The sequence below is a fragment of the Streptomyces sp. NPDC007917 genome, from assembly GCF_042959105.1.
Classification (GTDB): Bacteria; Actinomycetota; Actinomycetes; order Streptomycetales; family Streptomycetaceae; genus Streptomyces.
Window position 1 is genome coordinate 39,035 of sequence record NZ_JBIBKK010000045.1, and the last position, 13,929, is coordinate 52,963.

Annotated in this window: 11 protein-coding genes; 7 read left to right on the forward strand and 4 right to left on the reverse strand. The window is 69.7% G+C overall.

What is annotated here, in order from left to right:
* Positions 1 to 101: 101 nt before the first annotated feature.
* The 3 genes from ACFZDL_RS45515 to ACFZDL_RS45525 form a co-directional block, all read right to left on the reverse strand.
* Positions 102 to 665 (reverse strand): TetR/AcrR family transcriptional regulator, encoded by a 564-nt coding sequence (locus ACFZDL_RS45515; RefSeq protein WP_353596627.1) that lies wholly within the window; start codon positions 663 to 665, stop codon positions 102 to 104.
* Between the two features lie 78 nt (positions 666 to 743).
* Entirely contained in the window at positions 744 to 2,129 is a 1,386-nt protein-coding gene (locus tag ACFZDL_RS45520) for an amidase (RefSeq protein ID WP_353596626.1), read from the reverse strand.
* Entirely contained in the window at positions 2,116 to 2,325 is a 210-nt protein-coding gene (locus tag ACFZDL_RS45525) for a hypothetical protein (RefSeq protein ID WP_353596625.1), read from the reverse strand. The genes ACFZDL_RS45520 and ACFZDL_RS45525 overlap by 14 nt, the downstream gene beginning before the upstream one ends.
* A 446-nt stretch (positions 2,326 to 2,771) precedes the next feature.
* Here ACFZDL_RS45525 and ACFZDL_RS45530 point away from each other — a divergent pair, with 446 nt between their 5' ends.
* The 7 genes from ACFZDL_RS45530 (at position 2,772) to ACFZDL_RS45560 (ending at position 12,044) form a co-directional block, all read left to right on the forward strand.
* The gene (locus ACFZDL_RS45530; protein WP_353596624.1) at positions 2,772 to 3,698 is read left to right on the forward strand and encodes an MBL fold metallo-hydrolase; all 927 of its coding nucleotides are present in this window, start codon (positions 2,772 to 2,774) and stop codon (positions 3,696 to 3,698) included.
* A 131-nt stretch (positions 3,699 to 3,829) separates the two neighbouring features.
* On the forward strand, positions 3,830 to 4,828 hold the full coding sequence (locus ACFZDL_RS45535; protein WP_353596623.1) for a LacI family DNA-binding transcriptional regulator: 999 nt from the start codon (positions 3,830 to 3,832) through the stop codon (positions 4,826 to 4,828).
* A 159-nt stretch (positions 4,829 to 4,987) separates the two neighbouring features.
* On the forward strand, positions 4,988 to 6,328 hold the full coding sequence (locus tag ACFZDL_RS45540) for a sugar ABC transporter substrate-binding protein (protein ID WP_353596622.1): 1,341 nt from the start codon (positions 4,988 to 4,990) through the stop codon (positions 6,326 to 6,328).
* Positions 6,329 to 6,333: 5 nt separating this feature from the next.
* Positions 6,334 to 7,290, forward strand: a complete 957-nt coding sequence (locus ACFZDL_RS45545; protein ID WP_353596621.1) for a sugar ABC transporter permease — start codon at positions 6,334 to 6,336, stop codon at positions 7,288 to 7,290.
* Positions 7,287 to 8,162 (forward strand): carbohydrate ABC transporter permease, encoded by an 876-nt coding sequence (locus tag ACFZDL_RS45550; RefSeq protein ID WP_352135701.1) that lies wholly within the window; start codon positions 7,287 to 7,289, stop codon positions 8,160 to 8,162. Before ACFZDL_RS45545 ends, ACFZDL_RS45550 begins: the two co-directional genes overlap by 4 nt.
* 42 nt (positions 8,163 to 8,204) lie before the next feature.
* A complete protein-coding gene (locus tag ACFZDL_RS45555; protein ID WP_353596620.1) occupies positions 8,205 to 9,803 on the forward strand; it encodes a glycoside hydrolase family 13 protein in 1,599 nt (532 codons plus the stop codon).
* A gap of 60 nt (positions 9,804 to 9,863) precedes the next feature.
* The gene (locus ACFZDL_RS45560) at positions 9,864 to 12,044 is read left to right on the forward strand and encodes a discoidin domain-containing protein (RefSeq protein WP_353596619.1); all 2,181 of its coding nucleotides are present in this window, start codon (positions 9,864 to 9,866) and stop codon (positions 12,042 to 12,044) included.
* A gap of 392 nt (positions 12,045 to 12,436) precedes the next feature.
* Here ACFZDL_RS45560 and ACFZDL_RS45565 read toward each other — a convergent pair whose 3' ends face one another.
* Positions 12,437 to 13,828, reverse strand: coding sequence for an alpha/beta hydrolase (locus tag ACFZDL_RS45565; protein ID WP_353596618.1), 1,392 nt, complete (start codon positions 13,826 to 13,828; stop codon positions 12,437 to 12,439).
* Positions 13,829 to 13,929: the final 101 nt, after the last annotated feature.

The following is a 13,929-nucleotide window of genomic DNA, read 5'->3' on the forward strand; positions in this document are numbered from 1 at the left end:
CCTGCGGGGCCTTCTTCGGTACCAGCCGGACCCGCGACAAGACCGTCTGGGCACCGGGTGCGAGCCTGATGATCACCGGCGGGCGGCGAGGCGGAGCGTCATCAATCGGCCGAGCCGAGGAGCCCTGTCACGAGCCGATGCGCGTAGGCGGCGTCGAGCCCGTCCGGGCGGAAGAGGATGCGGTACATCACCGGGCCGACGACGCGGTCGAGGACCATTTCGACGTCGGGTGTGCTCTCCCCTCGATCGGCCGCGCGGGTGAGGATGACGTCGATCTGCTCGGCCGCGTAGGCGGAGCACTGGCCGGCGTTGCTGCCGTCCGGGTCGCCCAGCAGGGCGTCGCGGATGTAGGCGCGGCCCGTCGGGGCGGCCATTTCCTCGAGGAACTGCTCGGTCCAAGCCTCGAGATCTGAACGCAGATCCCCTTTGTCCTCCGGCGCGGATTCGGGCCGCAGGCGCTCAACCGCCACGTCCGACAACAGCTCCTGCAGGTCGCCCCAGCGACGGTAGATCGTGGAAGGGGTGACTCCGGCCCGGGCGGCCACCAGGGGGACGGTCAGACCTTCCCGGCCCACCTCCGACTCGAGCTCGCGTACGGCGGCGTGCACCGACGCCTGCACCCTGGCGCTGCGCCCACCAGGGCGTACCATCGGTTTTCGACCCATGAAACCAGCTTAAAGCAAATTTGTTGCTTCAAGCGCTCGATCCCCGTCACTCGGCCGGTGCCCGCGTTCGTCCGTTCGTCACACCGTCGCGAGTCCGCGCGCGGGCTGTGTCTGCTCGTAGGCGTGGCCCATCCGCAGGAGCGTGGGCTCATCGAGGGGTCGACCGAGCAGCTGCATGCCGATCGGCAGGCCCGCCGTGTCGTTGCCGACCGGTACCGAGAGTGAGGGCACCCCGGTGATGTTGGCTGGGGCCGAGAGGCGTACGTAGGCGTCGGAAACGCCCTCGACGGCGCCGTCGGGCCAGGTGAGGGTGTTCTGGTCGGCCTTCACCGCGGTCACCGGGACCGTGGGGGCGGCGATGACGTCGACGTCGTCCAGCACGCGGGCCCAGGCCTGCCGCATGAGGGTGCGGGAGCGCTGGGCGCGCAAGTAGTCCCCGGTGGGCATGAGTTCACCGGCCTCGAGGAGGATGCGCACGTCCGCCTGGTAGAGGTCGGGGACCGCACGCAGGGTGCGCTCGTGGTAGGCGGTGGCCTCCGGCACCATCAGGCCCCACTGGGTGGCCTGGATGTAGCGCGTCATGGGGATCTCGACCTCGACGAGGCGGGCGCCGAGGCTCCCGAGTGTGTCAATGGCGCGCCGGACGGCTGCTTCGACCTCCGGGTCGACTTGGTCGAAGTAGTAGTTGCGCGGCACTCCGACGCGCAGGCCGGTCAGGTCCGTGTCCGCGCCCGGCCGGTAGTCCCCGGACGTGGCGAGGGAGGCGGGGTCGCGGGGGTCGTGGGTGGCCATGGCGGCAAGGACCAGTGCGGCGTCCTCGACGGTGCGGGTGATCGGCCCGACGTGGTCCAGGGACCAGGACAGCGACGTGACACCGTGGCGGGGGACGAGGCCGTACGTCGGCTTGAGGCCGACGACGCCGTTGAGCGCGGATGGCACGCGGATTGAGCCGCCCGTGTCGGTACCCAGGGCGAAGGTCGCGGTGCCCGCGGCGACGGCGACGGCGGATCCGCCACTGGAGCCGCCGGCGACGTGATCCCGGTTCCAGGCGTTGTGAGTCTGCGGGGTTGTCAGTCCGTAGGCGAACTCGTGGGTGTGTGTTTTGCCGATCAGGATCGCGCCGGCCGCGGTCAGGCGGGCGGCGACCGTGCTGTCGGTGTCGGCGCGGTGGTCCGCGCGGACCCTGGAACTGGCCGTGGTGGCCGCGCCGGCGACGTCGATCAGGTCCTTCAAGCCCATGGGGATGCCCTGCAGCGGGCCGCGCAGCCGTCCGGCCGCGACATCCTGCTCGGCCTTGCGCGCCGCCCGGCGGGCCTGCTCCGGGGTGACGGTGACGTAGGCCTCCAGCTGCGGCTCCACCGCCCCGAGGCGGTCCAGTACGGAGTCCACCAGCTCGACCGGGGACAGCTTCCGGGTCCGGATCGCCTCAGATGCTGCCGCGAGGGGCAGTTCATACGGCTGCATCGCGCATCTCCTCTCCCGCGCGATAGGCGGCGGCAGGCGGGGTGTCGCCGAAGTCCAGTTCCCGCAGGATCGCGACGACGGAGTGGATGTGGTCGGCGGTGGCGGCCACCGCGGCGTGGCGGTCGGCCGGAAGCGGGAGACCGGCACGGTCGGCCCAGCGGGCCGCTTCCGGTGGTGTGAGTTCATCGGCGGACATGGACGTTCCCTCCCGATCGGACTGGAGCGACGGAGCAGCAACCCGCCCATTAAAAGCTAACGGTTTGCTTTAAGTGACCCTAGGGCTTACGGTGGCTTAAGGCAAATTCATTGCGTTTAGCGGGAAGGGAGTCCCATGTCCGGCGTCACAGCAGGCGCGCCCGCCCCCTGCCGTCGAGGCCAGTGGGGCCTGACCGCCCTGACGGTCACGGTGGTCTTCAGCGCCCTGGCCGATCCACCCTGACCAACAGCATCGCCCCGGTCGCCGCCACCGGCACGGGCAACCGGGGCACCGGCACCGGCGGAAGCCTGGCCGTCCTCCCGTCCGCGCCCTGAGCCTGCTCGGTCTGCACGTGCCGGCCTGCCCGCTGCCTACGGCGGCGCTGCGCCGGCCAGGCGCGGTCGCCGCAGACACTCACCTCCGCTGAAGACCAAGGGAACACGACCATGAGCACTTCACCCGCCGACGAGACCACCGCCATCCCCTCGTGGACCGTGGGCGGCATCATCGTCCACCGCATCGACGAGACCCCCCTGCCCCCCGCAACCGGACCCTGGCTGCTACCGGACGCCACCGCGGACGTCGTCAACCAACACGATTGGCTGCGTCCCGACTTCGCCGACCACGAGGGCATCCTGCGCATCGACAGCCACAGCTTCGCCTTCACCGTCGGTGGACTGCGCGTCCTGGTCGACACCGGCATCGGCAACGGCAAGACGCGAGCCAACCCCGCCTGGCACGACCTGCGGACCGATTACCTGGAGCGCCTCACGGCCGCCGGATTCGCACCGGAAACCCTCGACTTGGTGATCCTCACCCACCTGCACACCGACCACGTCGGTTGGAACACACGGGAAGTCAACGGCAAGTGGGTCCCCACCTTCCCCACCGCCCGCTATGTCACCTCCCGCGTCGAGCGGGAGTTCTGGGCCGGCTACGACATGGACGAGCCGCGCAAGCAGATGTTCCGCGACTCCGTGATCCCGGTAGAGGAGGCGGGCCTGCTCGACACCGTCGACGTCCCCGCCGAGGGCGCCGAGATCGTGCCCGGCCTGCGCCTGCTGTCCACCCCCGGGCACACCCCCGGCCACGTCGCCGTCCAACTGACCAGCGAGGGCGAGACGGCACTGATCACCGGCGACTGCATCCACCACCCGGTCCAGTTCGCCCACCCCTCCATCGGCTCCTGCGTCGATATCGATCCGGAGCAGTCCGAGGCATCGCGCCGCAAGCTGCTCGGCTCGTACGCCGGCACCGGCGCGCTTGTGCTGGGCACCCACTTCCCGCCGCCCACCGCCGGCCACGTGGTCATCCATGGGGACGCCTACCGGCTCTCGCCCGTCCCCCCTGCGCCGCAGGCCGCCTCGCACTGACCCAGGACCGGTACAGCCGGTGGCCGGAGCGCGGACCGCTGTCCATCGGCTGGGGGGTGCGGTCAGCAGCCTGAGAGACCGCTGGAGTATTTACGCAAGCGACTTGCATAACTTGCGATAGTCTTGCGTGCATGACGCGACGACTTGCTGAAGTGGCGAAAAAGGTGGGAGTCAGCGAGGCCACGGTCAGCCGGGTGCTCAACGGCAAGCCCGGAGTGTCCGAAGTCACCCGGCAGTCGGTGCTGGCCGCCTTGGACGTCCTGGGCTACGAACGGCCCACGCAGCTGCGCGGCGACCGCGCCCGCCTGGTCGGACTGGTGCTGCCCGAGCTGCAGAACCCCATTTTCCCGGCGTTCGCCGAGGTCATCGGCGGGGCACTGGCCCAGATGGGCCTGACTCCGGTGCTGTGCACACAGACCAAGGGCGGGGTCTCCGAGGCCGACTATGTGGCCCTGCTGCTGCAACAGCAGGTCTCCGGCGTGGTGTTCGCCGGCGGGCTCTACGCGCAGGCCGACGCGGAGCACGGTCACTACCGGCTGCTCGCCGACCGCAACATCCCGGTGGTGCTGGTCAACGCGGCCATCGAGCAGCTCGGCTTCCCGGGCGTCTCCTGCGACGACGCCGTGGCGGTGGAGCAGGCCTGGCGCCATCTGACCTCCCTCGGCCACGAGCGGATCGGGCTGGTGCTGGGGCCGGGCGGCCACATGCCGTCGGCCCGCAAGCTGGCCGCCGCCCGAGCCGTCGCCGACGATCTGCCGGACGAGTTCGTCGCCCAGGCCATCTTCTCGATCGAGGGCGGCCAGGCCGCGGCCTCCCGGCTGATCGACCGGGGGGTCACGGGCATCGTCTGCGCCAGCGACCCGCTGGCCCTGGGGGCCATCAGGGCCGCGCGCCGCAAGGGGCTCGGCGTGCCGTCGCAGGTATCCGTCATCGGCTACGACGACTCCGCGCTCATGAGCTGCACCGAGCCGCCGCTCACCACCGTGCGCCAGCCCATCGAGGCCATGGGCAGGGCGGCGGTGGAGCTGTTGAACGCGCAGATCAGCGGATTGGCTGTGCAGGCCGAGGAGTTGCTGTTCGAGCCCGAACTGGTGGTGCGCGCCTCCACCGCACAAGCCCCGCAGGGGTGAGCTCGACCCGAACCCAAACCTCCTGTCGATTCTTTTCAGTTTCTGCTCGACATCTTGCAGCACGATGTCGACGGTGCTTGAGTGTGCGGCGCACCCACCGCTGTGTGCGCTCCACCCACCGGCGGCGGGCTTCCCTGCTCCTGTCCAGAGGGGTCCACCATGAGAAGCACCGGGTTCCGTCGTCGCCTCATCGTGCTGAGTGCCTGCTGCCTCGTCCTCACCGCATGCGGCTCGGACAACGACGCGGCGAGCGGAAAGACGCGCATCACCGTCAACTGCATGCCGCCCAAGAGCGCCAGGGTCGACCACGCGTTATTCGAAGAGGACGTCGCCTCTTTCGAAAAGCAGAACCCGGACATCGATGTTGTCGCACACGACGCGTTCCCCTGCCAGGACCCGAAGACGTTCGACGCCAAGCTGGCCGGCGGCCAGATGGAGAACGTCTTCTACACGTACTTCACCGACGCCAAGCACGTCGTCGACATCGGTCAGGCCGTCGATCTCACCCCGTACATCAAGGAGCTGAGGAGCTACCGCACCATCCGGAAGGAACTGCGCGACATCTACACCGTCGACGGCAAGGTCTACGGCATCCCGCGCACCGGGTACTCGATGGGCCTGATCTACAACCGCAAGCTGTTCGAGAAGGCCGGCCTCGACCCCGACAAGCCGCCGACGACCTGGCAGGAGGTCCGCACCGACGCCAAGAAGATCGCGGAGCTGGGCGGCGGAACCGTCGGCTACGCCGACTACAGCGCACAGAACCAGGGCGGGTGGCACTTCACGGCGGAGCTGTACTCCCAAGGCGGCGACGTCGTCAGCCCCGACGGCAAGAAGGCCACCATCGACACCCCCGAGGGGCGCGCCGTCCTGCAGAACCTGCACGACATGCGCTGGGTGGACGACTCCATGGGCAGCAAACAGCTCCTCATCCTCAACGACGTCCAGCAGCTGATGGGCTCCGGCAAGCTCGGCATGTACCTCGCCGCGCCCGACAACATCCCGATCCTGGTCAAGGAGAAGGGCGGCGACTACAAGGACCTTGCCATCGCCCCCATGCCCGGTGGCAAGGGCACACTCATCGGCGGCGACGGCTACATGTTCCACAAGGGGGACTCCCCCGCCCAGATCCGAGCCGGCCTGAAGTGGCTCGACCACATGTTCCTCACGCCGGGCGAGGGGTTCCTCGGCGACTACGCCCGCGCCAAGAGGCGCGACGCCCCCGTCGGCCTGCCCGAGCCGCGGCTGTTCACCGGCGCCGCCGACGCCAAGGACCAGCGGATCAAGATGGCCAACGCCAATGTCCCCGTGGAGAACTACCGGGCCTTCCTCGACGGCAACCAGGACCTGCGGATGAAGATCGAGCCGCCGAAGGCGCAGCAGATCTACTCGGTCCTCGACGGAGCCGTCTCCGCGGTCCTGACCAAGAAGGACGCCGACATCGACGCGCTCCTCGATGACGCCTCCGGCAAGATCGACAGCATTCTGGCCCGGAGCTGACACCGATGACCAGGACCGTGGCCCGGCGCCCCGCCGACGCGATCGCCGTACGGCCCGTCAAGGCGCCGCCCCCGGTGGCGGGCCGGAGGCGGCGCCGCCTGCACGACCAGGCCCGCGCCTACGCCTTCCTCCTCGGCGGCCTGCTGTGTTTCGCGCTCTTCTCCTGGTATCCGGCGATCCGCGCGGTGGTCATCGCCTTCCAGAAGTACACACCGGGCTCCGCGCCCGAGTGGGTCGGCACCGCCAACTTCACCCGGGTCCTGCACGACCCCGAGTTCGGTGCCGCCTGGCGCAACACGCTCACCTTCACCCTGCTCGCCCTGCTCATCGGCTTCGCGATCCCGTTCGTCCTGGCGCTGGTGCTCAACGAACTCCGGCATGCTCAGGCCTTCTTCCGGGTCGTGGTCTATCTGCCGGTGATGATCCCGCCGGTGGTCACCGCCCTGCTGTGGAAGTGGTTCTACGACCCCGGCGCCGGCCTGGCCAACGAGGCGCTCCGCTTTGCGCACCTGCCCACCTCGAACTGGACCAACGGCGCCGACACCGCCCTGCTGTCCCTGGTCGCCGTCGCGACCTGGGCCAACATGGGCGGCACGGTCCTGATCTATCTGGCCGCGCTGCAGTCCATCCCCGGTGAGCTGTACGAAGCCGCCGAGCTGGACGGCGCGAACCTGTGGCAGCGCATCCGGCATGTGACCGTTCCCCAGACCCGTTTCGTCATCCTCATGCTGATGCTGTTGCAGATCATCGCCACGATCCAGGTGTTCACCGAGCCCTTCGTGATCACCGGCGGGGGCCCTGAGGACGCCACGGTCACCGTTCTGTACCTCATCTACAAGTACGCCTTCCTCTACAACGACTTCGGCGGCGCCTGTGCGCTGAGCGTCATGCTCCTGGTGCTGCTGGGGCTCTTCTCCGCCCTCTATCTGCGACTGACCCGATCCGCGGAGGAGGACGCATGAGCACCCGGACCCTCGTCTCCCCCGCGGCCCTGGCCCGCCCCCGCGGCAAGGCCGTCTACTGGACCGTCTTCGCCGGCATCGTGGTGCTCTTCGCGCTCGCCTTCCTGTTCCCCGTGTACTGGATGGTGACCGGCGCCGCGAAGTCACCGGACGAGGTGGCCCGGACCCCGCCCACCCTCGTCCCGTCCCACTGGCGCCTCAGTGGCTACACCGACGCCTGGGAGCTCATGCAGCTGCCGACCCACCTGTGGAACACGGTGGTCCAGGCGGCCGGTGCCTGGCTGTTCCAGCTGGTGTTCTGCACGGCCGCCGCCTACGCCCTGGCCAAGCTGAAGCCCGCCTTCGGCAAGGTGATCCTCGGCGGCATCCTCGCCACCCTGATGGTCCCGGCCCAGGCGTTGGTCGTACCGAAGTACCTGACGGTCGCCGACCTGCCACTGCTCCATACCAGCCTGCTCAACGACCCTCTGGCGATCTGGCTTCCGGCGGTCGCCAATGCCTTCAACCTGTATCTCCTCAAGCGCTTCTTCGACCAGATTCCGCGCGATGTGCTGGAGGCCGCCGAGATCGACGGCGCCGGAAGGCTGCGCACCCTGTGGTCGGTCGTGCTGCCCATGTCGCGTCCCGTGCTCGGCGTGGTGTCCATCTTCGCTCTGGTCGCGGTGTGGCAGGACTTCCTGTGGCCGCTGATGGTCTTCTCCGACCCGGACAAGCAGCCGATCAGCGTGGCACTGGTCCAGCTGTCCCAGAACATCCAGCTGACCGTGCTCATCGCCGCGATGGTCATCGCCAGCATCCCGATGGTCGCGCTGTTCCTCGTCTTCCAACGGCACATCATCGCCGGGATCAGCGCGGGCAGCACAAAGGGCTGACCCCCGCCCGCAGGCCCGCCCCCTCTACAGAAAGGCACCGCCGTGGCACAGCCCACCCCTGCCCGGAGGGACCGCGACTGGTGGCGTTCCGCGGTCATCTATCAGGTGTACGTGCGCAGCTTTGCCGACGGCGACGGTGACGGCACCGGCGACCTCGCGGGCGTCCGGGCCAGACTGCCCTATCTCGCCGATCTCGGCATCGACGCGTTGTGGTTCACGCCCTGGTATCTGTCGCCGCTGAAGGACGGCGGCTACGACGTCGCCGACTACCGCACCATCGACCCGGCCTTCGGCACCCTGGCCGAGGCGGAGAAGCTCATCGCCGAGGCACGGGACCTCGGCATCCGCACGATCGTCGACATCGTGCCCAATCACGTCTCCGACCAGCACCCCTGGTTCCGCGCCGCTCTCGCCGGGGGTCCCGAGCGCGAGCTGTTCCACTTCCGGCCGGGCCGTGGCGACCACGGTGAGCTGCCGCCCAACGACTGGCGATCACAGTTCGGCGGTCCGGCGTGGAGCCGACTGCCCGACGGCAGCTGGTATCTGCACCTGTTCGCCCCCGAGCAGCCCGACCTCAACTGGAGCCATCCGGCCGTCCGCCGGGAACACGAGGACATCCTGCGCTTCTGGTTCGAGCGGGGCGTCGCGGGGGTCCGCGTCGACTCGGCCGCCCTGCTCGTGAAGGACCCCCGCCTGCCCGACTTCGTCGAGGGTCGTGACCGGCACCCCTACGTCGACCGCGATGAACTGCACGACATCTACCGTTCCTGGCGGACGGTGGCCGACGCATACGGCGGGATCTTCGTCGGCGAGGTGTGGCTGCCCGACACCGAGCGTTTCACCCGCTACCTGCGCCCCGACGAACTGCACACCGCCTTCAACTTCTCCTTTCTGGCCTGCCCCTGGGACGCCCGGCGCCTGCGGGCGTCGATCGACGAGACGCTCACCCGGCACGCTCCCGTGGGCGCGCCCGCCACCTGGGTGCTGTGCAATCACGATGTGACCCGCACGGTCACCCGCTACGGCCGCGAGGACACCGCCTTCGACTTCGCCACCAAGGCCTTCGGCACCCCCACCGACCTCGCTCTCGGCACCCGGCGGGCGCGGGCCGCCGCCCTGCTGTCGCTGGCCCTGCCCGGCGCCGTCTACGTCTACCAGGGCGAGGAGCTCGGCCTGCCCGAGGCGGACATCCCCCGCGCTCGCGTCCAGGACCCTATGTACTTCCGCTCCGGCGGCACCGACCCGGGCCGGGACGGCTGCCGGGTGCCGCTGCCGTGGGCGGCCGAGGCGCCGTACGCCGGTTTCGGCTCCCGCGTGGAACCCTGGCTGCCGCAGCCCGCCGACTGGCCCTGTTACGCGGCCGACCGCCAGGCGCAGGACCCCGGCTCGATGCTCAGCCTCTACCGCGCGGCCCTCCGTATCCGCCGCGCCACGTCCGGCTTCGGCGACACCCCGCTCACCTGGCTTCCCGCCCCCGATGACGTCCTCGCCTTCGCCGGCGCGGACGGGCTCATATGCGTGGTGAACCTCGCGGACGCGCCCGCCCGGCTGCCCGCCCATTCCCGGTCCCTGCTGGTCAGCGGGCCACTGGACGACCGTGGCCACCTGCCACGGGACACCGCGGCCTGGCTGCGCGCCTGAGCCGCCACCGCACCGCACTTCCTTCCCACCCCACACCCCCACACGCGAAGGGATCAGCACATGCGCAGCAATACCTTCGGATCGGTCAGGCGCATGACGACGATCGGCGCAACCGTGGTTCTGGCAGCCGGCATGCTGCTCGTCCTGCCCCCCACCTCCGCGTACGCCGCCGGGGGCGCCGCCCTCCCCTTCACCTCGGTCGAGGCCGAGTCGGCCACCACCACCGGCACCAAGATCGGCCCCGATTACACCCAGGGCACCCTCGCCTCCGAGGCATCCGGCCGCCAGGCCGTCCGTCTCGCCTCAGGCCAACGCGTCGAATTCACCGCACCCCGCGCGGCCAATGCCGTGAACGTCTCCTACAGCGTGCCCGACGGCCAGTCCGGCACGCTCAACGTGTACGTCAACGGAACCAAGCTCGCGAAGACCCTGCAGGTCACCTCCAAGTACTCGTATGTGGACACCGGCTGGATCCCCGGGGCGAAGACCCACCACTTCTACGACAACGCCCGGCTGTTGCTCGGCCGGAGCGTCCAGGCCGGCGACAGGATCGCGTTCGAGGCCGGCAACGTCCAGGCCACCGTCGACGTGGTCGACTTCGAGCAGGCGGAGCCGGCCGCCACACAGCCCGCGGGATCGGTCTCCGTCACCTCGAAGGGCGCCGACCCGACCGGACAGGGCGACTCCACGCAGGCGTTCCGCGATGCCATTGCCTCCGTCCAGGGCGGCGTGGTCTGGATCCCACCGGGCGACTACAAGCTGACCTCCTCCCTGAGCGGCGTCCAGAACGTCACCCTGCGGGGCGCCGGGCACTGGTACTCCACCGTGCACACCTCGCGCTTCATCGACCAGTCCAGCTCGTCCGGCAACGTCCACATCAAGGACTTCGCGGTCATCGGGGAGGTCACCGAGCGCGTCGACTCCAACCCCGACAACTTCGTCAACGGCTCACTCGGCCCGAACTCCAGCGTGTCGGGCATGTGGCTGCAGCACCTGAAGGTGGGCCTCTGGCTGATGGGCAACAACGACAATCTCGTCGTCGAACACAACCGCATCCTCGACACCACCGCCGATGGGCTCAACCTCAACGGCAGTGCGAAGGGTGTGCGCGTCCGCGACAACTTCCTGCGCAACCAGGGCGACGACGCGCTCGCCATGTGGTCTCTGTATGCGCCGGACACCGACAGCAGCTTCGAGAACAACACCATCTCGCAACCGAACCTCGCCAACGGCATCGCGATCTACGGCGGCACCGACATCGCGGTCAAGAACAACCTGATCTCCGACACCAACGCCCTCGGCAGCGGGATCGCCATTTCCAACCAGAAGTTCCTCGACCCCTTCCATCCTCTCTCCGGCACGATCACGGTCGACGGAAACACGCTGGTGCGCACCGGCGCCATGAACCCCAACTGGAACCACCCGATGGGGGCCCTGCGCGTCGACTCCTACGACAGCGCCGTCAACGCCACCGTCAACATCACCAACACGACCATCACGGACAGCCCTTACAGCGCGTTCGAGTTCGTCTCCGGCGGCGGCCACGGCTACGCGGTCAGATACGTCAACGTGAGCGGCGCGACCGTGAAGAACACCGGAACCGTCGTCGTCCAAGCCGAGGCGCCGGGGGCGGCGGAGCTCAGCGATGTCGCGGCCACCGGCGTCGGCGCGGCGGGCGTCTACAACTGCCCCTACCCGGCCGGTTCCGGCTCCTTCGAACTTACCGACGGTGGCGGCAACTCCGGTTGGAGCGGCACCTGGTCGGACTGCTCCACCTGGCCGCAGCCGGGGCAGGGCAACCCCGACCCGCACCCCGCCCGCAACCTCCTCATGGGCCGGCCGGCCACCGCGACCGGCTCACAGGACGTCTACACCCCCGGCAAGGCGGTGGACGGCGACGCGAACACCTACTGGGAGTCCACCAACAACGCCTTCCCCCAGTCGTGGACGGTGGACCTCGGCTCCCGCCAGGCGGTGCGCCGGGTCGTGCTGAAGCTGCCGCCCTCCTCCGCATGGCAGGCCCGCATCCAGACCCTGTCCGTACTCGGCAGCACCGACGGCTCGTCATACTCCACGGTGGTCGGCTCGCAGGACTACCGCTTCGCCCCGGAACGGGGCAACGCCGTCACCCTCACCCTGCCCCAGAACACCGACCTGCGCTATCTGAGGCTCCACGTCACCGCCAACACGGGATGGCCGGCGGCCCAGTTCAGCGAGGTGGAGGCCTATCTGACGTCCTGACCGCCACGGCGGGGTGCGGCGGTCATTTCGCCGTCCTGAACCGGGCGGCTGAGCCGCACACCACGAAGCCGATCGCATAGCCGTGGCCGAGGGCATCGAGGGCGTACGCGCGGGCCGCGCCCGGCGGGGAGGTGGCGGCAGTGGCACCGTGTCGACGGCGGTCGCGGTGATGGACGACACCGTGAAGGCGAAACCGATGCCGACCAGGCCGAGTGGCGGAATCAGCGAGGTGGGGAAGAGCGCGGCGGCGCCGAGACCGGCCGGCGCCTGCCCCGCCCACAGTTGTTGGATGCCGGAGGCGCTCGCGGCGACGAGCGTGCCGCGCGAAAGACGGGGGCAGCGGATACGGAGGGAGAAGAGGCGGGTGCGTCGGAGGTGAGAGGGTCCCAACGTCAGTGGCGGGCGGTGTTCTCCGGGCGGTCGCGGCCAACCGTCAGACGTGCCGGGCGGTACGGGACGTACGCCGCCCCGTCCAGACCGAGCGCGGTGGCGGACCGCTGGAGCGCGGCCGGGGTCGCGGCGTCGTCCCAGTGGCCGGTGGTGACGCGGTGTTCGAGCGCGTGCAGGGCGGCCACGGTCTCGGCCGTGGTGAACGTGCAGTGGCCCTGCCGTTCGACGTAGGCCTGACGCAGCATCGCGCCGTTCCGGGCCCTGCGCACTCGGTCGCCGAACTGCCGTTCCTGCTCGACGGGTACAAGGTTGTCGGCGATCGTGTGCACGTCCAGCAGCGGCACGGCGAGGCCCTGACCAGCGGACGAGGTGCGCTGCGCGGTTCGGACCGCGGCGGGGTCGGCGGCGATCGAGGCGCCTTGGGCCAGGGACATCAGGTCGACGCGCAGGTCCAGTCCGGCCGTCCGGTACAGCGCGCGGACCCGCGGGGCATGGACGGAACCGGCGAGCAGTCGGGTGTAGTCGACGCCCTGGTTCCAGGAGTTGTTGCCGCCGACGGACTGCTCGATGGCGTACCGGCCACCCTCGACGAACGACAGGATGCCCTGCGCGAACCACGTGTACTGCTGCTCCTCCTGGCCTGCCCAGTCGGTCGGGGCGGGCCGGTCCTTCCCGGGCGCCCAGGCGGGCAGGTTGAGGAAAGCCGCGGCCAGCGCGACCCGGGCGCGGCCCTGCGGGGTGGACTGCGCGGCGGTGACGGCGTCGGTGAGCTTCTTCGCGGTAGCGGCCGCGTCGTCGGCGGAGCCGAAACGGACCAGGCGGACGTCCTGCCCCGGCAGGAGCAGCCGGGCGATGGTGTACTCGGCGTCGAGCTGGTAGTTGTCCAGGTCGGTGCCGCCCGCGACCAGACCGCACAGGCCGAGCGCGCCGTCGACACGGCCGGCACCGTCGCGGGCGATCTGAGCGTTGACGAGCCCGCCCATGGACTGGCCAACGGCCAGGGTGCGGCGCGGTGTGCCGATCTTCGCGGTGACGGCGTCGAGCGTGGCGAATTGGTCGCGTTCGGCGCTGTTCATGGCCCACATCGAGCCATGGGGGTCGTACGACGACCCGGCCATCGCATAGCCCTCGGCGAGCAACTCGGTGCGTACGGCGTCAGAGGGGGCGTCCTCGGCGGCGGTAGGGCCGAAGCCGTGACTGAACAGCAGCAGGGTGCCGTTCCAGGCGTCGGGGACCTCCGCGATCCAGGTGGCGCCGTCGGAGAGGGTGCCGGTGAGGTGGGTGGTGGCCACCGGGTCCGCCTGGGCAGTCGGCGAGGGGAAGGGGGCGATGGCGGCGGACGCCAGTGTGGCCAGGGAGGCCAGAGCGATACGCAGACGTGTGCGGGAAGACATGGAGGTGGCCCTACCTTTCTGGTGGGTTCGAAATGATCATTCGTAAGATCAGCGGGACCCAGGGGCTCTGGGTATGGCAGATGGTGGGGAGACCGCTGGAT